Annotated in this window: 23 protein-coding genes; 7 read left to right on the forward strand and 16 right to left on the reverse strand. The window is 44.9% G+C overall.

Annotated elements, in window-relative coordinates; translation table 11 throughout:
• Positions 1-3: 3 nt before the first annotated feature.
• Entirely contained in the window at positions 4-1158 is a 1155-nt protein-coding gene (locus tag ACL934_RS00665; RefSeq protein ID WP_413612928.1) for a CapA family protein, read from the reverse strand.
• 266 nt (positions 1159-1424) lie between these two features.
• On the opposite strand from ACL934_RS00665, the gene ACL934_RS00670 reads away from it, so the two are divergent.
• From ACL934_RS00670 to ACL934_RS00685, 4 genes are all read left to right on the forward strand, one after another.
• Positions 1425-1931 carry a hypothetical protein gene (locus ACL934_RS00670; protein ID WP_413612929.1) on the forward strand — a complete coding sequence of 169 codons (507 nt, stop codon included), beginning with the start codon at positions 1425-1427 and terminating at the stop codon, positions 1929-1931.
• Between the two features lie 146 nt (positions 1932-2077).
• Positions 2078-2380, forward strand: coding sequence for a co-chaperone GroES (groES, locus tag ACL934_RS00675; RefSeq protein ID WP_277576325.1), 303 nt, complete (start codon positions 2078-2080; stop codon positions 2378-2380).
• A gap of 53 nt (positions 2381-2433) precedes the next feature.
• Positions 2434-4074, forward strand: a complete 1641-nt coding sequence (groL, locus tag ACL934_RS00680) for a chaperonin GroEL (protein WP_413612930.1) — start codon at positions 2434-2436, stop codon at positions 4072-4074.
• Positions 4075-4204: 130 nt separating this feature from the next.
• On the forward strand, positions 4205-5065 hold the full coding sequence (locus ACL934_RS00685; RefSeq protein ID WP_413612931.1) for an SDR family oxidoreductase: 861 nt from the start codon (positions 4205-4207) through the stop codon (positions 5063-5065).
• Here ACL934_RS00685 and ACL934_RS00690 read toward each other — a convergent pair.
• A complete protein-coding gene (locus tag ACL934_RS00690; RefSeq protein WP_374076724.1) occupies positions 5062-6660 on the reverse strand; it encodes a hypothetical protein in 1599 nt (532 codons plus the stop codon). The genes ACL934_RS00685 and ACL934_RS00690 overlap by 4 nt on opposite strands.
• Before the next feature lie 77 nt (positions 6661-6737).
• Between ACL934_RS00690 and ACL934_RS00695 the strand changes: the two genes are divergently transcribed.
• Genes ACL934_RS00695 through ACL934_RS00705 form a run of 3 tightly spaced genes read left to right on the forward strand, consistent with a single transcriptional unit; the run spans position 6738 to position 8587 of the window.
• Positions 6738-7904, forward strand: coding sequence for a hypothetical protein (locus ACL934_RS00695; RefSeq protein ID WP_374076726.1), 1167 nt, complete (start codon positions 6738-6740; stop codon positions 7902-7904).
• Positions 7905-7947: 43 nt separating this feature from the next.
• The gene (locus tag ACL934_RS00700; RefSeq protein WP_374076728.1) at positions 7948-8340 is read left to right on the forward strand and encodes a response regulator; all 393 of its coding nucleotides are present in this window, start codon (positions 7948-7950) and stop codon (positions 8338-8340) included.
• A complete protein-coding gene (locus ACL934_RS00705; RefSeq protein ID WP_374076730.1) occupies positions 8327-8587 on the forward strand; it encodes a hypothetical protein in 261 nt (86 codons plus the stop codon). The genes ACL934_RS00700 and ACL934_RS00705 overlap by 14 nt, the downstream gene beginning before the upstream one ends.
• Before the next feature lie 17 nt (positions 8588-8604).
• On the opposite strand, the gene ACL934_RS00710 is transcribed toward ACL934_RS00705, so the two are convergent.
• From ACL934_RS00710 to ACL934_RS00775, 14 genes are all read right to left on the reverse strand, one after another.
• On the reverse strand, positions 8605-8805 hold the full coding sequence (locus ACL934_RS00710) for a hypothetical protein (RefSeq protein ID WP_374076732.1): 201 nt from the start codon (positions 8803-8805) through the stop codon (positions 8605-8607).
• Positions 8806-8995: 190 nt separating this feature from the next.
• Positions 8996-9283: a hit locus gene (locus ACL934_RS00715; RefSeq protein ID WP_413612932.1), complete on the reverse strand. Its 288-nt coding sequence runs from the start codon at positions 9281-9283 to the stop codon at positions 8996-8998.
• 16 nt (positions 9284-9299) lie between these two features.
• On the reverse strand, positions 9300-10955 hold the full coding sequence (locus ACL934_RS00720; protein ID WP_413612933.1) for a DUF6531 domain-containing protein: 1656 nt from the start codon (positions 10953-10955) through the stop codon (positions 9300-9302).
• A gap of 30 nt (positions 10956-10985) precedes the next feature.
• Positions 10986-11861, reverse strand: coding sequence for a type II secretion system F family protein (locus ACL934_RS00725; protein ID WP_374076737.1), 876 nt, complete (start codon positions 11859-11861; stop codon positions 10986-10988).
• 3 nt (positions 11862-11864) lie between these two features.
• A complete protein-coding gene (locus ACL934_RS00730; protein WP_413612934.1) occupies positions 11865-14084 on the reverse strand; it encodes an ATPase, T2SS/T4P/T4SS family in 2220 nt (739 codons plus the stop codon).
• Positions 14085-14137: 53 nt separating this feature from the next.
• Entirely contained in the window at positions 14138-15667 is a 1530-nt protein-coding gene (locus tag ACL934_RS00735; RefSeq protein ID WP_374076740.1) for a BON domain-containing protein, read from the reverse strand.
• A 33-nt stretch (positions 15668-15700) separates the two neighbouring features.
• The gene (gene cpaB, locus ACL934_RS00740) at positions 15701-16615 is read right to left on the reverse strand and encodes a Flp pilus assembly protein CpaB (RefSeq protein WP_374076742.1); all 915 of its coding nucleotides are present in this window, start codon (positions 16613-16615) and stop codon (positions 15701-15703) included.
• A 16-nt stretch (positions 16616-16631) separates the two neighbouring features.
• Complete coding sequence (locus ACL934_RS00745) at positions 16632-17141, reverse strand: hypothetical protein (RefSeq protein ID WP_374076744.1); 510 nt, start codon at positions 17139-17141, stop codon at positions 16632-16634.
• Positions 17135-17689, reverse strand: a complete 555-nt coding sequence (locus ACL934_RS00750) for a hypothetical protein (protein WP_374076745.1) — start codon at positions 17687-17689, stop codon at positions 17135-17137. Before ACL934_RS00750 ends, ACL934_RS00745 begins: the two co-directional genes overlap by 7 nt.
• A gap of 92 nt (positions 17690-17781) precedes the next feature.
• Positions 17782-18039 (reverse strand): hypothetical protein, encoded by a 258-nt coding sequence (locus ACL934_RS00755; protein ID WP_374076747.1) that lies wholly within the window; start codon positions 18037-18039, stop codon positions 17782-17784.
• Entirely contained in the window at positions 18036-18227 is a 192-nt protein-coding gene (locus tag ACL934_RS00760) for a hypothetical protein (RefSeq protein WP_374076748.1), read from the reverse strand. Before ACL934_RS00760 ends, ACL934_RS00755 begins: the two co-directional genes overlap by 4 nt.
• 32 nt (positions 18228-18259) lie before the next feature.
• Entirely contained in the window at positions 18260-18448 is a 189-nt protein-coding gene (locus tag ACL934_RS00765; RefSeq protein ID WP_413612935.1) for a Flp1 family type IVb pilin, read from the reverse strand.
• 179 nt (positions 18449-18627) lie between these two features.
• The gene (locus ACL934_RS00770) at positions 18628-19401 is read right to left on the reverse strand and encodes a hypothetical protein (RefSeq protein ID WP_413612936.1); all 774 of its coding nucleotides are present in this window, start codon (positions 19399-19401) and stop codon (positions 18628-18630) included.
• Positions 19367-19693, reverse strand: a complete 327-nt coding sequence (locus tag ACL934_RS00775) for a hypothetical protein (RefSeq protein WP_374076752.1) — start codon at positions 19691-19693, stop codon at positions 19367-19369. Before ACL934_RS00775 ends, ACL934_RS00770 begins: the two co-directional genes overlap by 35 nt.
• Positions 19694-19750: the final 57 nt, after the last annotated feature.

Raw genomic sequence — 19750 nt, forward strand, 5'->3', positions numbered from 1 at the left:
AGCTTATTTCAAAGAGAGCTGTCCCGCACACATGGCTTTTGCGCGGATGGATGTCATCTCGCTATCGCAGAAAATTCCTCGTCCAGTCATAGGATCAATTTGAAAGTGCATGGCATAGTTGCCTAACTGCATGGCTGAAAGTTTATTCAGTCCATCAATACGGCCGCCCGCTTTGTCTGCAACCATTGGGCCTGTGCGACCGTGAGTGTTGGTAAGAGGAATGACTTCAATCGCATCGACTTTCACTCTTCCGGTAGTGTCTTTTTCTAAATACAAGCGCGAGAACATACCCCAATCCGTATTTGGATCGGCTTTCTTCGTGATGTCAGCAGAGCCCACCATCAGGTAATTTCCAAGACTATAATAGATCAAACGATCTGCCCATTTTTCCACGGGTCTGATCACGTGTGGATGGTGACCGATGATCAATTGAACTCCGCCGTATTTTACTGCGTATTCAAAACGATCTTTTTGTCCTTCTTCCAGAGTGACTTTTCCTTCCGTTCCAAAGTGGATGGAAAGAATTTTGTAATCGGCTTGAGTGCGAGCAAAAGCCGCGACAAGTTCTTTGTAGTCTCTATCATCACGGATCAAAAGCATTCCGATTTTATCAGCAGTGGCGCGGAAGCGCGGCTCTCCGATAGAAAGAGAAGCAAATGCAAAACGAATTCCATTCACATCAAAAACTTTAGGTTTTAAAACTTGCGATCTTGATCCCACTCCGTCGTAAACCATATTCGGAAATTCACTCTTCAGAGTTTCCATTTCCAAAACGGTCTGACCCATTCCGATGAAGCCATAGTCGTAAGTGTGATTGTTTGAAATATTGAAAAGATTAAATCCCATTCCTATGAGGTGGCGAATGGCATTGGGGTGACTCTTGAAGGCGAACTTTTTCTCTTCGTTTTGCAAATCATTTGTGGAGGAAACCACGGTTTCGATATTCGCAAAATTGATATCGCCATTGATAAGAGGTCTAAGTTGGCTGGTAAAGGACTTCCAAGGAGTGACAGTCGTTCCGTAAACCACTCCATCGGGGTGAGCAGCTTGTCTGTTGCGGTTGAAGTTGACGTCACCACCCATGGTAAGAACCACGTCGGCGTGAGCGTTGAGGCTAAAAATCAAAATAAGTGTGGAGACTATTTTAAATTTTCCCATACATGAGAACACTTCAAGCTCTGTGCCCTGTCAGAGGGAAAATAGAGTCGTTTCGCGGGTGTTCAGTGTCTCAGCCTTGGTCAGTGGACGAAATTGGGAAAGGCTTAATGGACCCCATAAAGTGTCAAACCAAAATCGTCTCAAAGTAACACAATTGGGCTTCCAGATTATCTCAGATCCCATATATTGCAAATGGGTCATCTTTACGGCGGCACAACCCTTGTAATAAGGGCTTCTGGAATTGTGGACGTCTGCTGGAGGAGCCTATGCGCTTTCTTAAACTTTTACCTCTTATCGCCTTTTGGTCTATGACCGCTTTTACTATGAAAGCGGGGGCCCAGGTGAAAAGCTATCGCGAATGGAAATCTGAGCAAGTTGTGCTTGCTGAGGGAAAAGTTTCTACTCTGAGAGCTCAAATCTCTGCCAAGAAAACCGGTCGCGCTGTTGCGTTGGGTGCTGATCCGAATATGGCGAATAAAGCCGCTTTAGAGGCGGTTTCTTCTCAAGATAAATCCGTTGAAAAGCTAGAGCGCCTCTTGCGCGAAGAGCAATACGATTTAGAAGTGGCTCGTGATCTTTCCGTGACAGACTACTTCGTGGGCTATTTGACGAAGGTTCAAGATAAAAAGTCCGCTTTTAATGAGGTTGCAGGCAAACTTTCTGCTGAGGAAGTGGCGGAGCTTATGACGGCTTACGCGAACTCTGTTTTCGGGGCTCATGCCTCAGACCTTCCGGTAAGTGCGACGAATGTTGGAAAAGACTCTGTTAAATAATTTCCTTCTCACCATAAATCCTTGAAAACTCTAATTTACTCACCGCATTAGGCTGTGCCTTAAAGAAAAATAAGGCACCCGACCTTGACTCTTACAGCAGCCGATTCATATTACCTTCGATATTAGTTTAACTAACGGAGGCACACATGGCTAAGAGTGAAATCGGCGTTCGTCCCCTTCACGATAGAATCCTTGTTCGCAGAATGGCGGAAGAAGAAAAAACCGCTGGCGGACTTTTCATCCCAGATACAGCAAAAGAAAAACCACAAAAAGGTGAAATCATCGCGACTGGTAAAGGTCGTATCACTGAAGACGGAAAAGTTCTTCCGCTTGAAGTGAAAGTTGGCGACAAAGTTCTTTTCAGCAAATACGCGGGAACTGAGTTGAAACTTGAAGGTGCTGAATACCTCATGATGCGCGAAGAAGACATCTTGGGTGTTTTTAACTAGCACGCAAGCGGCACGCGTTTAGCTTTTTAATAAATAATAAAACGGAGAAAATCATGTCTAAAGTATTAACATTCTCAGAAGACGCTCGCGCGCACATCCTTAAAGGTGTGAACACTCTTGCGAACGCAGTAAAAGTAACTTTGGGACCTAAAGGTCGTAACGTAGTTATCGACAAATCTTTCGGTTCACCTCTTATCACTAAAGACGGTGTGACTGTTGCTAAAGAAATCGAATTGGAAAACAAATTCGAAAACATGGGCGCGCAAATGGTTAAGGAAGTTGCTTCCAAAACTAATGACGAAGCTGGTGACGGTACAACAACTGCAACAGTTTTGGCTCAAGCGATCTACCGCGAAGGCGCGAAACTTGTTTCTGCTGGTCACAACCCAATGTTCATCAAACGTGGTATCGACAAAGCAGTAAGCACAATCATCGACGAACTAAAAGCTATGTCTAAACCTGTTAAAGGTTCTAACGAAGTAGCTCAAGTTGGTGCGATCTCTGCAAACAACGATAAAGAAATCGGTCAAATGCTTGCAGACGCTATGGATAAAGTAGGCCGTGAAGGCGTTATCACTATCGAAGAATCTAAAACGGCGAAAACTGAAGTGACTGTCGTTGAAGGTATGCAATTCGACCGTGGTTACTTGTCTCCATACTTCGTAACTAACGCAGAAAGAATGGAAGCAGTTCTTGAGAACGCTTACGTTCTTGTTTACGACAAAAAAATCTCTTCAATGAAAGATATGATCGGTATCCTTGAAGGCGTTGCTAAGCAAGGTCGTCAATTGTTGATCATCGCTGAAGACGTTGAAGGCGAAGCACTTGCAACTCTTGTTGTAAATAAACTTCGTGGCACTCTTCACATCTGTGCTGTTAAAGCTCCTGGCTTCGGTGACCGTCGCAAAGCTATGCTTGAAGACATCGCGATCTTGACTGGCGCGAAAGTGATCTCTGAAGACATCGGTCGCAAACTAGAGCAAGCAACTGTTGCTGATCTTGGTATCGCGAAACGTATCGTTGTAGACAAAGACAACACAACAGTGATCGATGGCGCTGGTAAAAAAGCGGACATCACTGCACGTGTTTCTGCTATCAAAGCTCAAATCGAAGAAACTTCTTCTGACTACGACAAAGAAAAATTGAAAGAGCGTTTGGCTAAATTGGCTGGCGGCGTAGCTGTTATCCACGTTGGTGCTCCTTCTGAAGTTGAGATGAAAGAGAAAAAACACCGCGTAGAAGACGCTTTGAATGCGACTCGCGCAGCTGTTGAAGAAGGTATCGTAGCTGGTGGTGGTACTGCTTTGCTTCGCGCTTCTACAAAAGTTGATAAAACTAAATTCTCTGAAGAAGAAGCTTTCGGCGCTATGATCATCAAACGCGCTTGTGAAGAGCCAATTCGTCAAATCTCTGCAAATGCAGGTCTTGATGGCGCGATCGTTTTGGATCGTATCCTTCAAAACAAATCTGTTACTTGGGGTTTCAACGCTTACTCTGACGAATACACTGACTTGATCAAAGACGGTGTTATCGATCCAGTTAAAGTTGTTCGTTGCGCACTTACAAACGCAGCTTCTGTTGCGTCTTTGATGCTTACAACTGAAACAATGATCGCTGAAGCACCTAAGAAAGAAACTGCAGCTCCTGCAATGCCGGATCACGGTGGCATGGGCGGTATGGGTGGCATGATGTAATCAGCGCGCCCGCGCACAGAGTGAGGGCGGCTCGCCGCCCGAAACTGAAGTAGCTTTTCGAAGCCCAGGATTTACTCCTGGGCTTTTTTATTTTTTACGCCTACTCTTGAGTGATCAAAGGGAGCTTTCTATGAAAGAAGTCTTTATCACGGGCGCATCTTCTGGAATCGGGCACGCACTCACAGAGTCTTTTTTAAAACGGGGAGATTTTGTTTGGGCCGGAGTCAGGAAACCAGAGGTGATGAAGGATCTTCAAGAGAAGTATCCACGTCTTTTGCGAGTTCTAAAACTCGATGTCACGTCGGCCTCTGATATTGAATCTGCTTGGAAAATGGTTTCTGAAAATAAAACGTCTGATCAGTTTGTTTTGATTAACAACGCCGGAATTGCCGTGGGTGGACCGATTGAATCTTTGCCCTCTGTTGAGTGGAAAAATCTTTTTGATGTAAATGTCTTGGGACTTGTAGCAATGACTCAAAAGTTTTTACCGCGTCTTCGGGACACCAAAGGTTGCATTGTCAATGTAGGCTCGATCAGCGGACGAATTGCTACACCCTACCTTGCGCCCTATTGTTCTAGTAAATTCGCGGTGCGAGCGATCTCGGATTCTTTACGAAGAGAAATGCGTCCTCTGGGTGTGAAAGTTGTTTTGATTGAACCAGGTCCGATTAAAACGGCAATTTGGGAAAAGTCCATTGAGCACAGTCAGGATTTAAGAAAACATATTTCTAGTGAACAGATGAAAATCTATGGCCCTGCAATTGTAGCACTCAATTCAGCTGTCGCGGATGTCGCAAAATCCGCAGTGCCGGTATCTTGGGTGACGGACAAAGTTTTACAGGCTGTGGATTCTAGTAACCCCAAGGCCTACTATCTAATTGGCAAAGGAATTCATTTTCAGGCATTCCTTGCAAAGCACCTTCCCGTGAAATGGTTGGATGCTTTGCTCGCGCTGGGATTCCGTTTTAAAAGAGGCTCTAAGAAATCTTAGAACAGGTACTGCACGCCGCCCATAAGGGTCGTCATCTTGTGACTTGCACTAGAAGCGGATTCAGAGCGTTGGCCTGTGCCGCTAAAGTCTGAGTTGTAATTTTCTAGCAAGAGTTCACCGCGAATTTTAAAACGCGTCTTCATCTTGTAGTCGACAAAGAAACTGAACGAATTGATTTTGTTGTCAGATGAAGCGCCACTTGTTTTATTTTCGCTCAATGATGGATTTAAGAAGAAATCCAGCTTTCCGCCGATATCCACAGGGATTTCCTCAGACAGCGGAAATTGTCCTGCAATACTTAAATTAAATCCACCGTACTTCATTGTTGTGAAAGCAGTAGGTGTGCTGTCATCAATGGTAAAATTTGTGTTGAGGTAACCTGCGCCGATTTGCAACTTCGGACCGAAGTAGTCGCTTGTCAGAAGGAAATTGTAACCAACATTTACTCCGTATTGTCCCATCGCCATATTGAGTTTGCTTGGTGAGGAGCCGGCAAGATCATTGTCGATAGAGAAAACAGCTTGGCGCAGTTGCACGCCCATGTACCACTCAGGATTTAGCCACAACTCGCCTCGAACCATAATGTTCGGCGCAAGATTCGTGCTGCCGCTGATAGAACCTGAAGTCACAAGACTTGCGTTTTGTGTGTAGTTAGAAAGACCCGCCATCAATTCGATTTTTCCGTATTGGGGAGGCATTGTTGGTAGCCACTCTTGAGGTTCTTCTCCGAAAGCGACATCCTTATCAGGACGAGTGGAGATGTCTTGCAAAACTTTTCCTGACGGTGTTGTCACGGGTACAGAATATTTTACGAACTCATCCGGCATAACTTTAGAACCCACGGCAATCACGCCTGGTTCTTTTTCCATTTCAACGTAACCAAAGCTCAAGTATGGTTCTACTTTGAAAAGTTTCACACGACCCAAAACTTCTTTTTCAGTGCTCACCATGAAATTCAATTTGGGATGGCGATTCACTTTGATGATTTGAACTACAGAAACGCGGCTATCAGGTTTTAAACCATAGGCGCTTCCCAAATTCAAAGTGACTTGCTGACCACGACGGCTCAGAACGGTCGCGCGAAACGGCATACGGTACTTTAGATTTTCAAAAAGTTTGCGAGCTTGCGCACGCACCTCGGCTGTTTCAAAACCTTTGTAATCAGTCAGTGCTTCTTGAAGAAGTGGCAAACCTTCGCGACCCACAAAAAGAGTCAATGTCATTGAAATTCCGCGAGGACCACGGATGATTTTAGAAGTAAGAGCGGCTTCGCTTTTCGCACCTTGCAAAATCTTTTGAACATCATCGGGGCGTTCATCTAAAAATTCAGATTTAATTTTTAAGTCTTGCGGATAATTTGCAAGGGACCATTGTTTGTCTTCATTGAGAAGCTGACGAAGTTCTTCTTCTACGGGGCGTGCGTAAATTCCTCCGACATTGTCCGTGGTGGGCACAAGAACAATGGACTTGATTGCCAGATCTTGGTCAGCACTGCTGACGTAGACGTTCTGGGCATTAGTCTGGGCGAATGCAGGTGGAGTTATTGAAATGAAACAGGACGCGACGAAGATGAAACTAAGAAGAAATGATTTCATAAAATAATTCTGCCCTGCCTCTGAAAACTCGTCAATTTGACGTCAAGTAATTCGGACCGAGAGCCGAAAGAATTCTTATGAATTCGTCTCTTTCTTTTTTAATTATTGTTGGATTGTTGACCGCGAGTTTTCAAACTCAGGCGCAAACAGGTCTTGAAGGATTCTCTTCAGGCCGTTATGAGGTTCGTAAATCTTCCAAGAAAGTTCGTAATCCAGCATCTGAAGGCGAAGCGGCTCCGGTTGTGACGGATGCGGATGGCATTAAGGTTCGTACCTTAAAAGCAAGCGAGCTTGCGGCTGAAGAAAAAGCCCGCAAAGAGGCCGAACTCGCAAAGATTGAAGCTGAAAAGAAAGAAGCAGAGAAAAAAGCGGCAGAAGCCAAAGCAGCCCAAGAAGTTGCAAAAACCGCAGAGACGGCAGAGACGTCTAGTCCGGTCCAGGAGCCTGGTATCGGTGAACAAGCAGAGAGTCTTTTTTCTAGCAAAGCTGAAAAGATCTACGACTTCTATCGTGAGACCATTCATCCGGATGATATTCGTAATAACCGTGTAGAACTTGATGTAGCTCCGGTTGCGGTGTACAACGATGCTCAATCGAACTATTCGTATCGTGATTATCAAAGCTTCTTTAATGCTTTAAAGTTCAGAACAAATGTATGGCTGACTCCCTTGATTGGTGTGAGTGGTCAGATCATGTTCTCGTTTGCGGCTGATGTGGACTCCGTCAATAGCGCATCCCGTGTTCCTGCAAAATACGAATTCGTGGACTTAGGCGTGAACTTCAGAAAGTTTTTTGGAGTTTCTCGTAAATCAAGTTCTGTCGAATTCTCTATTCTATTAAGTGATAATAAAATGAACGTGCCGAGCGACAATACTTCGAGAGCGCGTTTGAAGTCTCAAGGTTTTGGCGTGGGTTTAAAAGCGCGTATTCCAACTTCGGCAAATTATGCGTGGGTTGTGGGTGGAAGTTTCTTTCCTCGTTTACAACATACGGAATCAGCAACTGGGGCGACAATTGAGTCTGGATCTCCTGAAGAGAGCATCCGTCTTGGTCTTGATTTAGGTGGAGAATGGAAGTTCACCCGTGAAAGTCAGATGATTTGGAATTTGGGTTTAAGCACGGAAAGAAATGTCTTTGATGGCAATGCAAGCTTACCGGACCCAAGTACAGGAACAACGCCTTCCAACGTCAGTGTGACAAACTCGTTGTATATGTTCTCCCTAGGCTATCGTTGGGGCCACTAAAATCCACTAATCAAAAGTCGCTATAAAATCTATACTGAAACGGATGAAGATACGTTTTGCTGTCGTGGACGACGCCGCTTTTTTGCGCGAATTGGTGAAGAACATTGTGACTTCCGCTGGAGGCACTTGTGTCGGTGAAGCTAGTAATGGTGATGAAGCCATCGCTTTGATTCAATCGACTGTTCCCGATTTGGTTTTTTTAGATATGGTGATGCCTCTTCGTAACGGCATCGAGACTGCCAGAGCCATCAAAGAATTATATCCCGATATTAAAATCATTGGTTGTTCGACAATTGACCAAGAAGCTCTTGTACAAAAAGCGTATGACGCTGGCTTTGATGCCTATGTCACTAAGCCATTTAGCAAAGATCAAATTTTAGATTCAATTTCAAAAGTACTACCGCATCTAGGAGAATCGACTCATGGAAGAACTTAAATTCGTCTTGAAGTGTTTTGCGTGCACGGCACTCTTGATCGTTCTTATGCAAGTGAAAGTAGGTGGGGCTTCCATCGAAAATCACTCGTTCCGTTGGTTGCAAAACTCTATGGTATCTCAATATATTCAAAGCGCGGCAGCGGGCGGGGCGATGGCTCTTCGTAATCTTGGCAGAAGTGTTAAGGATGGCGTGGCAAGCGCTGTTGACGGTTTCCAAGAAGGCGCTCACGAAAAAGCAATTCGCTAATTCGTGAGCAAATTCGATTACTGAACGCCTGATCTTGCTTTTTCTGATGTCTTCGCTGGTGTTGAAGCTTTCGCAACTCTCACCTTCACAGGGTTTGTGTTTCTCAAAAGATCATTTGAAGCAGATGCTACTCTGTGTGAGCATTTCGGGTTTGCGATAGATACAGACGCAAACGCAATAATAGACATAGCAATCACGGTTTTTACCATTTTCTTCATAGGAACTCCTTTGCACGAGTACAAAAAAATAAAATCTACTCAGAAGGAATCCAATGCATCGGGTATGCCATGGGGCTTGTCCCAAGATGAGACATTTAGAGCGAAATCAGCTGGATTTGAGACAAAATAAAAGGGCTCTGGTGTTCCAAAGCCCTTTTTAGGTTATCGATTGATAAGATTCTAGACAGTTCTAGCGAGTGCCTTCTCTGGATTTCTCAGAGGTAGGGGCTGCAGGCCCTCCAGGTCTATAAGTCGTATCGTCCCCTAAGCGTGTGTGCTTCATACGCGCGATACACTCAGGGCATACGCCAGGAGCCGCCACGTCTGCTTCATAGGACTTACCGCTTTTCGCTTCATTTGGGTCTTCACCCGGATTTACGGTTCTTTTCGAGTCGTCTTCTTGCGCCCAAGAGGAGGTGCTAACAAAAGCCGATCCTAAACCAGCCAACAAAATGGAAAGAACTAAAAGTCTTTTCATAAATTCACCTTCTCCTTTATAGATACAATTCCGCAGTAGCGGGGGCGATGATATCTAACAGGTTGTTGAAAGTACTTGCAACTTGCATAGCGACAGAAGGACCTTCCTTGCTGTCCACTTTGTTGATTTCCCCGTTTGGTTTATAACTCACTACAATCGTTCCCAAGCCTGGACGAGTGACGATAGAAGGCTTACCGTAGCGCTCTTCGTACTCGATCTTAACCACTTTCTTCGCGTGATCTGTGATTGTCGCAATACGACCACGGTTATCGTAAGTCATATTGATTTTTTGACCATCACTGTTTTGAGCGAAGGAAAGGTTGCCTTTTCCATCATATTTAAACTGTGTATTCTTAGTCGCAACCTTAGCGCCTTTTTCGTTAAAGAAAGTGCTAGTGACAGAGCTTACTTTTTTAATTTTATCATCGTACTCAAACGCCATGCGCACGTTTGGAGCTGCTTTTACTTTTACAAGTCCATCTGGGTAGTATTCGTAAGAAACGCGGTCCGCATTGCGACGGATAGAAACCGGTTTTCCGAAAACGTCGTGGTACGTGATGTCTGTGACGTTGCCATTTACTGTCGTCATAACTCTTTGTAAGAAGTATTGACCGTCAGCGCGTTGTTGATGCCAGAATTCGTATTTATTGTCCGCCATCACTTCTTTGCCGCAAGTTTTCTTCACTGTCGACCAGTAGTGATTTTTTGGATCGTTGGGAGAGAATTCGTATTTATAAGACTCTAAACATTTATCACGATCGGCAAAAGCAATAACCCAGTCATTCTTTTTGTCGTATTTAATCGCAACAAAAGTTTTGTCCGGCCAAGAAGCTTTTGTGAGATTGTGAAGCTCATCGTATTCATACGTGTAAGTTTTCAACCAGGCATTTTTTACGGAGGCAAGGTCATCCAAGTTTGCAAATTTGTATTCTGCCATCAAGCCATTAGGGCCTGTGATGGATTTTACTTTTTTGTTTTGGAAATATTTGAAATTCAAACGACGACCGTTGTTGTCTTGGATCGCCGCGATCACGTCTTTGTCATAGTCAAACTTCAAGAAGTTGCCATTCTTGTCATAGATATGAGTCATCTTACCTTGAGGGCTGAAGCGTTGAGCGCTGCCATCAGGAAGATTGCGTGTGTAATATGTTTTATTGAATACGAAGTGTTCCACTTCGCGACCGTTGGCATAGAACTTCGTACCTTCTTTAACAGGAACGATGATTCCATATTGGGAAGCGTATTCAGAACGGGCATTGTCGTCTTCAAGAAGCTGAGTTTTCAAGCTCGTCAGGTAAGCTTCAGTCAAGCCCACTTTCTTTTCAGCTTTCATCTTGTTGATGATTTGCGCGATTGTGTTATCCACGTCTTTACGAGTCACTTCGCGAGGAGCGAAAGTCACTTCCAAGCCGCCACCGCACTCTTTAACTTTGATATTTCCTTCAGCATTGACTTCCATGCTGGTCTCAAAGTCTGAACACCATCCAAAACCGAACATACCATTGAAAAGAGAACGGCTGTTGTAAGTGCGCACGATTTTTAGATCGTAACCACTTCCTGGAACATCCATATCAATCCATGTATTGGAGTAGTTGGCATTTTTCATGTCTACAAGCGCATAAGCTTGCGCAGAAAAAAGAAAAGCGAACGCCAAAATTGCTTTCTTCATCATTACTGGTACCTCTTCCTTGAAACTGACAAACTACACTTTAATGGTAACAAGCTTTTTAATGACTATGCCACCGATTATTTGCAGGCCAAGCATCATAAACAACAACACTAGACCTAGGGTTGTGTTGAACATGGGTTTGATAAAACCCGGGTCTATCACCATAAATACGGCCATCAAAATAAATGGAATCATAGTTACGATGATTCCCTGCATGAGGCCTTGTGCGGTGAGAGCCTGAATTTTTTTCTCTACTTTTTGTCTCTCACGAATTACCGTGACGATGGTCTGGAATGTTTCAGCCAAGTTACCGCCGGTCTCTTTAAGAATATTGATCGACGTCACGAACATTTGTACGTCAGGACGAGGAATGCGCTGACCCAAATCGTTCAAAGCACTTTCGAAACTATCACCGACTTGCATTTGATAAAGAACCTGCGAGAACTCCTGACTGATGGGATTTCCCATGATCTCCACAACACGCTTCATCGACTCTTGGGGATTTGATCCGGCTTTAATACCGTTGGCCATGATCGTAAGACCATCCACCATTTGATCCACGAAAGTGGAACAACGTTTTTCATAAATCAACTTAACGATCAGAAGCGGGAGCTGCCATCCGGCGACGGTGATGGAGGCACCAAAAATAAATCCCATAAGAACATTGGGCCAAAGAGCAAGGAAGACCAAGGCGCCGACACCAAAGCTCATCAACAAGATCAGAATCGTGATCTTCTTTTCATTCACTTCATTTCCCATCAAACGAAGCATGCGAACGACCTCATCACGCTGTCCAAGACTGCGTTTATGGAGCCACGCAATTGATTTCTCAGCCCAAAGGATGACGAAAACAAATACGCAAAGTCCAAATAGAGGGATTAGCACCCATTCGTTAGCAAGAAACTTCATGATCTACCCCGACTTTTTCACAGGAGCGACCCCTGGCATTTTTGGAAGAGAGCCGAGTGGAGGTTTTTGTGCCGTCGCCGGAGCGCCTGGAGTGGCTGCTGCAGGATCATTGGCAAAAATCTCACGCGGAATAACCACACCCTTGTCGCTGAGTTTTTGAATGAAGCTAGGAATAGTTCCCGTTGCTTGGAACACACCTTGAATTTTTCTATTCTTGTCGTAACCCGTTTCTTTGAAGCGGAAAATTTCCGCCAACGTCACGACGTCACCTTGCATTCCGGCGACTTCCGTGATGCTAAGAATTTTACGGCTACCATCTGAAAGACGGGAAATCTGAACAATCAAATTCACTGCACCCGCAATCTGTTCACGGATCGCACGCACGGGAAGTTCCATGCCGGACATCATACAAAGAGTTTCAAGACGCGCTAAACATTCACGAGGACTGTTGGCGTGAGTTGTCGTCATCGAACCATCGTGACCCGTGTTCATCGCCTGCAACATGTCGAGGGCAGCGCCGTCACGGCACTCACCGACGATGATGCGATCCGGACGCATACGCAGGGAGTTCTTAATAAGGTCGCGGATACTGATCGCGTTACTTCCTTCCATTGAAGCGGGACGAGTCTCAAGACGCACAACGTGCTCCTGTTGAAGTTGCAACTCGGCCGCATCCTCGACGGTGATAACCCGTTCGTTGGAAGGGATGTAAGAAGAAAGCATATTTAAGAGCGACGTTTTACCTGAACCGGTACCGCCGGAGATAACCACGTTCAAACCGTTTTCAACGCAGATACGCAGGAAGTCGATCATGTTCTTTGTGATACTTCCATAAGAGATATACTTTTCTGCGGTGATACCACCCTTTTTAAATTTACGAATTGTCAAAGCTGGTCCGTCAATCGCCAGAGGTTCAATCACGGCGTTCACACGGGAACCGTCTTTCAAGCGAGCATCGACGTAAGGAGTCGAGTCATTGATCTGACGACCCAGTGGCGTCACGATACGCTCGATAATACGGCGAAGGTGATCATTCGACGTGAATGTCACGGGACTCATTTGCACCTTACCGCCTTTTTCAATAAAGATCTTTTTATGACCGTTGACCATGATCTCGGAAACATCGGCATCGGCGAGGAGATCTTCCAAAGGCCCCAGACCTAAAGCTTCCTCTAAAACTTCTTTAATAATTTTAGAGCGCTCTTCACGGGCAAGATCCGGAGCTTCTTTATCAACAATCAGAGTGATTTCTCTTTTTGTCTTTTCACGAATCTCTTTTTCTTTGCCTTCATCCTGTTTGGTGTCTAGCAAAAGTTTTTTAAGATCGACAGTACGAATAAGTTCATTGTGCACACGGATTTTTAAGAGAGTGCGCGCATCCATTCCTGCGGAAGCTGCCGGAGCCGCCGAGCCTCCCTGTGCTGCTTCGGTGGCAGCCGGAGCTGGTTTCGGGCGAGAAATCGTTTTTAATCTTTGTAGAATTCCACCTGTCAGTTTACGAGTGACATCGTAATAGGCGGCTGTCACCGGAGCTTTTGGAGCAGAAAGAACAAAAGGCGTGTATTTTTGTAAAGCCATCATGGAAGTGGCTTCGTCTTGAGGAATGATTCCCAAGTAAGGCAATTGCAACTGGTTTGAAATTGTTTGCGGAGACAAACCTGTTGGTGAGGCCTTGTTGATAACAAGCTGGAACATGTCTTTTGGTAAAGTCGCAGAAAGAAGTTCGTTGATCAGACGCTGAGTTTGCGTCACAACCAAAACCTCAGGGCTTGTCACGATCACGATCGCAGTGGCTTCTTGAAGAACCGCCATCTGTGCGGGACCCAAATCTGTTCCCACGTCAACGATCACAAATTTAAAAGCGCGACTGAAAAACTCTAAAAGTTTTCCCAAAAGATCTGGAGAGATATTGAGAGATTCTTCTGGGCCACGAACCGCACCCAGATAAGCCAATCCCGATTGGTGCATTGTCACCAATGTGTTCATGGGCTGAGAGTTGAGAGAACCCTGGAAGTTTGCAAGTTCCTTCAAAGTCTTTTGAGGTTTAAGACCCATGATAACGTTTTGATCGCCAACGCTTTTTGCGTCGGCATCAATGAGGAGCACTTGCGCTCTGAGTTCGTTCATGATGGTGCATGCAAAGTTCGCGGCAAAAACGGACTTACCGACGCCGCCTTTACCACCGACCACAGCGATGAGATTACAATTAGGATTAATAGCCAATGCAGACCTCCATTTCCTTTATCGGCTGAAATGGGAGGTCCGTTTACGAGATGTTAGTCGCGTAAACGGAACTTCTTCTTAATTTGCTCAGCTCCAGAGCTCGCAGAAGTTTTCACGATGGGCGTAACAAAGACTACAAACTGGCTTTGTTGTTTTACGAAGTCCTTAGATGCATACAAGCTGATGATAGGGTTCTTTTGTCCAGCTGGACGATTGTAACCAGTCGAAGTGGAGTTACGGATCAAACCGCCCACAGCCGCACTTTGACGGTCACGGACAGTCACTGTGCTCGACATTTGGTTTTTACTCACAATCGGAGCCCCTGCAGGTGTATTACCTAACAAGCTGCTGACCTCAAAACTCATCTCCATGTGAACGCTTCCGGATTTTTCACCCAAAAGCACAGGAGTAATACCTGTCACGATACCTACGGAAGCAAAGGCAGTTCCTTGTGTTCCATCTTTTCCGATCACTGGGTAAGGTTGATCGGTTACTTGTTTGATTTCACCTTTTTTACCGTCTTCAACGATCAAGCTTGTACTTTCCAGTACGCGGGCATGACCATGTTGTTTTGCCCAGTTCAATTTCGGCAACAAGTTTGAAACGGTTCCTGTGATAGAGCTGATCACACCACCTGGACTGTCTCCACCGGTTTGGAAAGTCATTTGCGAGTTGTCACCCAATTCCGGAGTGAACTGGAATTTGAAGGCCTTCGAGTAGTCCTTATTCAACTCCACATAGTGCACAACCAGTTGGATCATTTTAGCTGGTGGTTTTGCAGGAGCCTCTTTGATTTGAATGAGATTGATGACACCGTCATTCAGAGGTCTACGTTTTTTAATCGGTCCACCGTCTTCAGCGGCATCGATCACGATATCTGGAAGATATGTTTTCGCCACGATCTCGGCACGTTTGGATTCTTCTTCGCTGTTCGCCCATCCTTGCAAGATGATCTTGTCGTTGACGGCACGAACTTCGATTTCCGGATTGTTGATATCACGAGCGATAAACTCTGCAATTTTCTTTTGCGCTAAAGGACTCAAAGTCACAAGGGAAGAAGCTTGGTCACCGAATTGTTTGATCACGTTGAAAATACGCGCAAGATCTTTGGGTAAGAGGATCTGACCGTCAACAACCACTTTGTTGTTCACGATTTTGATATTGATTCCTTCGATATCACCTAAAAGAGCACGAATTTCACGAACGACTTTGTCGAGCTTGCTTTTCTTAACGTCAATACGGAATTCAGCCACGACCTTGCCATTGCGTTTGTCATGGATAGTGAGTGTTGCGAAACCTTCAGAGCGTGGCGTGAAGCGAATCACGTTAAGATCTTTTGCATAGGCAGCCGTCACGATACGACGGAAGTCACCTTTAAATTCAATATCATTCGGAAGAGGAGGAAGTTTTTCGTCTTGCTCAATCCCTAATGTCAGGTTGATGAACTTACGAGAGCGATAGACACCAGTTCCTTCATCTGCCGTTGCGCTCGACGGTTCCGCCACAAGTTCTTCTTGGGCAAAAGCGACATGTCCACAGCAGAGGCTAAGGAATAATCCTGCCAGTAAAATTTGTCGTCTCATAGTATCCCCCTTACTTCCCCTAAATAGACCCATTTACAAAGTTTGAAATCCGTTGCCGCGAGGTCTTTGTGTTGGCGGAGGAGCGGTTCTTTGTTGCTGTACGGGTGGTGTATAAACGGGTCGTTGCGGTACCGCGATCGGAGCTGCCGGAGCTCCATCTAATGATACCACAGGTTTCCCAGTAACTGAATCCGAAGTCGAACTTGGCATTCTTGGTGGAACAGTTCTGTCACTAGGATTTCTCAAAGCGAAGAACAAGTTTCCAGGTGCTGTTGAAAGAATATAGAAAAGATCCTGAGCTTCTTTAGGAGTGGCTTCGACAGTGATCGTTGTATACTTTGTATCTCCCGTCAAAGCGATCTGCGTGAGGTTCTTTCCTGTTGAATCCAGCTCGAACATACGAGGAATGTTGTTCACAACGCTGACACCTGTTGCAAGAACAACAACGTCAGACATCATCGTGAAAACTTCACGACGTTGACCGATACCTTTACCGGTATCGACAGCGGCATAGATATCCACACGGTCACCAGGGCGAATCAGCTTCGCGACACTGCGAACTTCGTCGACAGGAATGGCAACAGCACGCTTACTAGGTGCCACTTGCAAAGCGATCCCTGTGTCTGGACCCGGAGTTAAAAGATTGTTCTTTAGAACCATTTGACCTTTACGAATAGGTACAGCGGCCACGTTTCCGATGATTTCATCAGGAATTGTGATGGCGTCTGGTTGGATAAAGTCAGCAGGAAGTTCTTTAGTCTCAACCATTGTGTCATAGATCGTTTGCATTTCTGCGATGTCTTCTTTGGCAACAACGACACGTTTTGTAGAACCGAAACGTTTGTCGTATTCAGCTTTCTTTTCTTGGGAATAGCTGTACAGCAAGAAAGTCGCAAAGACCCCTGCTGCGATGGAAAGCCATAGATTTCTTGTATCGTTCGATCCCATAAAGTCCTACTTCTTTCTAGGTTCCACAAGTTGAGTTCAGGCAAATGCCGTAAGTTGTCTTAATCCAAATGGGATTCACTCCCTGATGAACAGCTTCGCTGATACGACCACCTGGAAGTGATCTGGTTCTGTTGTGAGATCCAGCATCTCCCCCGATAGGGTCGGCAGCTCTTTTTTCAAAGCTCATAAAGTCAATCATGCGGGTTGAGGCCATCCAGCTTTGATCGCTTGAACCTGTCCCGGCCATTTTCTCCGTCAAAGTTCCATGCACTCTCATTTTTTCTTTTGTAAAATGAAGTGGATCACCGTCATTACTTCTGAAGTAAGTCAGGTCGGCACGATTACGGAAAGTTTCAAAAGCATAATTGCGTGATGCAATGGAGTTCAGAATACCAGTGTGAATGGCGCCGAAAAATCCAATAGAGAAGTTTAAGAACATCACGATAACGACAATGATCGGTATCATTTCAAATACCGCCATGCCTTTTTCATTCTTAATGAGGGAGGATTTGCGACGTTTTAACATCCGTTATCCTCCATCGGTACGTACTTGTTAGCTCCGCTGGATCCAAGTTTTTTATATCTGTCATCCAAGCTGAGGATCGCTTCGTAGCGCTTTTTCACCTGCAAATCGAAACATTCTTTCGAAGTCGGTTCGCGAATAAGAAGCCCTGAGATCTTGGCAGAGAATCCAGCATCTGGATCTTCAGCCGTTGAGCCGAGGAACGGAATTTTCAAATTCAGAAGACGAGGTTGAAAGTCGAAACGGACACCGACCTGAGGTACGCGATCAGGTGTGGTATTTGTTCCATAGTCTTCAAAGGAGTTTCTTTGTCCTCCACCGCGAATTTCTGGTTCCCCAGAGAATTTAAACCAACCACCGTCAGGATTGTTGAAAAGAGGTTTAAGTGCAGCGGTATTGAGAAGCTCTTTGTATTTGTCTTTGGCAAGTTGTTCTTGCTTGTCTTGATCAATATGGCCAGCGGCATGAGCGCGCGCTGTTGAGAAGGCGATGTACTGAGCCACTTCGGCCATGGACAGAGTGAAATTCAAAGAGAATAAAACGATGCACATTCCCGCACATAGCACGAGCGAAAATATAAACTCCGCAGTTAAAAAACCGCGGGAATTTTGCAATGGTTTAAAAATTCTCCGACTCTCTCTTCTCATTGACCTTCCGGTTTCACCGTGTTGGATCGACTGATTTGGTTCGGATGCTGTTTTCGTGCTTTGTCAGGTGCTTCCCAAACCCCGGATTCGATCATTCCGGATATCTTTTCCCAAGGACCAGAAATCAACTTGGCGAGAATTTTTTCCTCGCGCAGATAATTTGTGGCCCACAGAAAAGCACCGACCGTAACAACCAAAAGCAGGACGCCTTCAATGACAAATTGTCCTTTACGATTGCGCAAAGGATTTTTCATTTGTCACCGACCCATCCAATATTGTTGCCACGTTCCGGTTTGAATCCATCTCCCGTTGTTAATTGTTGTTCGATTCGAGCACCTAAACGCGGACCGGATTCTTTAAATGCGGTCGCTGGGGCTGAGATAAAAGCTTTCAGCCCGATGCTAAAAATCACAATCAGCAACAAAACGTATTCAACTGTCATTTAGCCTCCTTGTGTGAAGTCGGCTAGAATTATTAGTTATTAATAACGTTATCCATACTTCCGCTGAGCGCACCCATCGTTTCTTCTAATTTAGCCGTAATTTTTCCTTTGAACATAAGCACTAATGCAACAACCACAACCAGCAATAGGATGTACTCAGTCGCACCTTGGCCTGATTCTTTTTTTAATAGATTCTTAGAAAAGTTCTTAAACTTCTTCATAGATGTTCCCCCTTAAACACAATATCGGCTAATTTTGGGATTCTCTTTAGAGTACGGATTACAAAAGTGACCTCATTCCACATATCATTTTGAGATTGGAAAAAAAGGGCAGCGAAGAAGGTTCTGGGAAAATGTTGATCTTCTAAACAGCGAAGTCCGGATTGAATTTTAGAGGACTTTTAGGTGATTTCGACAAGTCTTTGGTCAGGGATTTTTGAATCGGGGGACTTTAAAAAAAGAAAACTCAAAGCGATCATCGCCAATGAAAATGGCCAGATATCTGAAAGAAAAAGTGAAAATCCCCCATGAACGAGAACCACACCTGCAATTCCCAGTCGAGGTCGAGTTAGAAGTAAAAGAGGCAAAGCAAGTTCAACCAAAATCACAAGCCATGCTCCCACCGAGTAAATTTCGCGACTGCCAATGTCCTGTAATAACAGTTGCTCAGACATTATTCGCAATGTTTCGCCAGATTGAAACTGATCAAATATCTTACTCACGGCGGAAATGAGATAAATAAGAAGAATCTGCCACTTCAGAAAGTTCGCGGTGTCATTCTTTTTAAAGAGTGCATTTTCATTTAAGCGCGGACCTACCGTTAATGCAAACGCCACCAAGGTGAGAAGAACTTTTTGATTCTGAAACATTTGCGAAAGACTCATGACAAGTCCCACTAAAGCAAACGCAGATCCCCAGCGATTTTTCCCTCTGAAAATAAGCAGGGCGCCGATCAGCAAAAGCCCCCATTCCACAACTAAAAGGGAAGTAGAGTATAAAGGGATGAACTCAAAAAGATGACGGTAGGGAAAAATCTCTCCTAGATGAATCGACCAGCGATGAACTTCAAAAATATCACTCACTACGCGAGCGACCAAAGCCAAGCCAAAAAAATGATAAAAGAGTTTAAGCGGTGAAACTCTATTTAGGATCACAAGCAGGTGGCGTGAAACCATAAACCTTTGGATCCTTTGTGGTGGTGTGAAGAGTGATACTAATGCCGTCTTTTTTACAGACAAAGTGCGCGAGTTTTATCAGAGTAGGCTCTGTCAAAGAATAGTAAGTCGGTGGCAAATACTTGGACAGTGGAATTTCCTGGCTATTTTCCGTGTTGAGAGCGCGATAAGATACGCGCTCAAAGGAAGAAAACATCTTCCATCCCGGTAAAACAGGAATGAGAGTTGCAATGCAAAGATAGATGATCTCAACCGTTAAAATCACGGGCAAGAGGCGCAGCTTTTTTGTCATTAAGGATTATTTAAGCAAAAGACGAAGGAAGAAGTCACACGATTAGTGTGAAACAGG

Source organism: Bdellovibrio sp. HCB-110, assembly GCF_047323225.1.
Classification (GTDB): domain Bacteria; phylum Bdellovibrionota; class Bdellovibrionia; order Bdellovibrionales; family Bdellovibrionaceae; genus Bdellovibrio.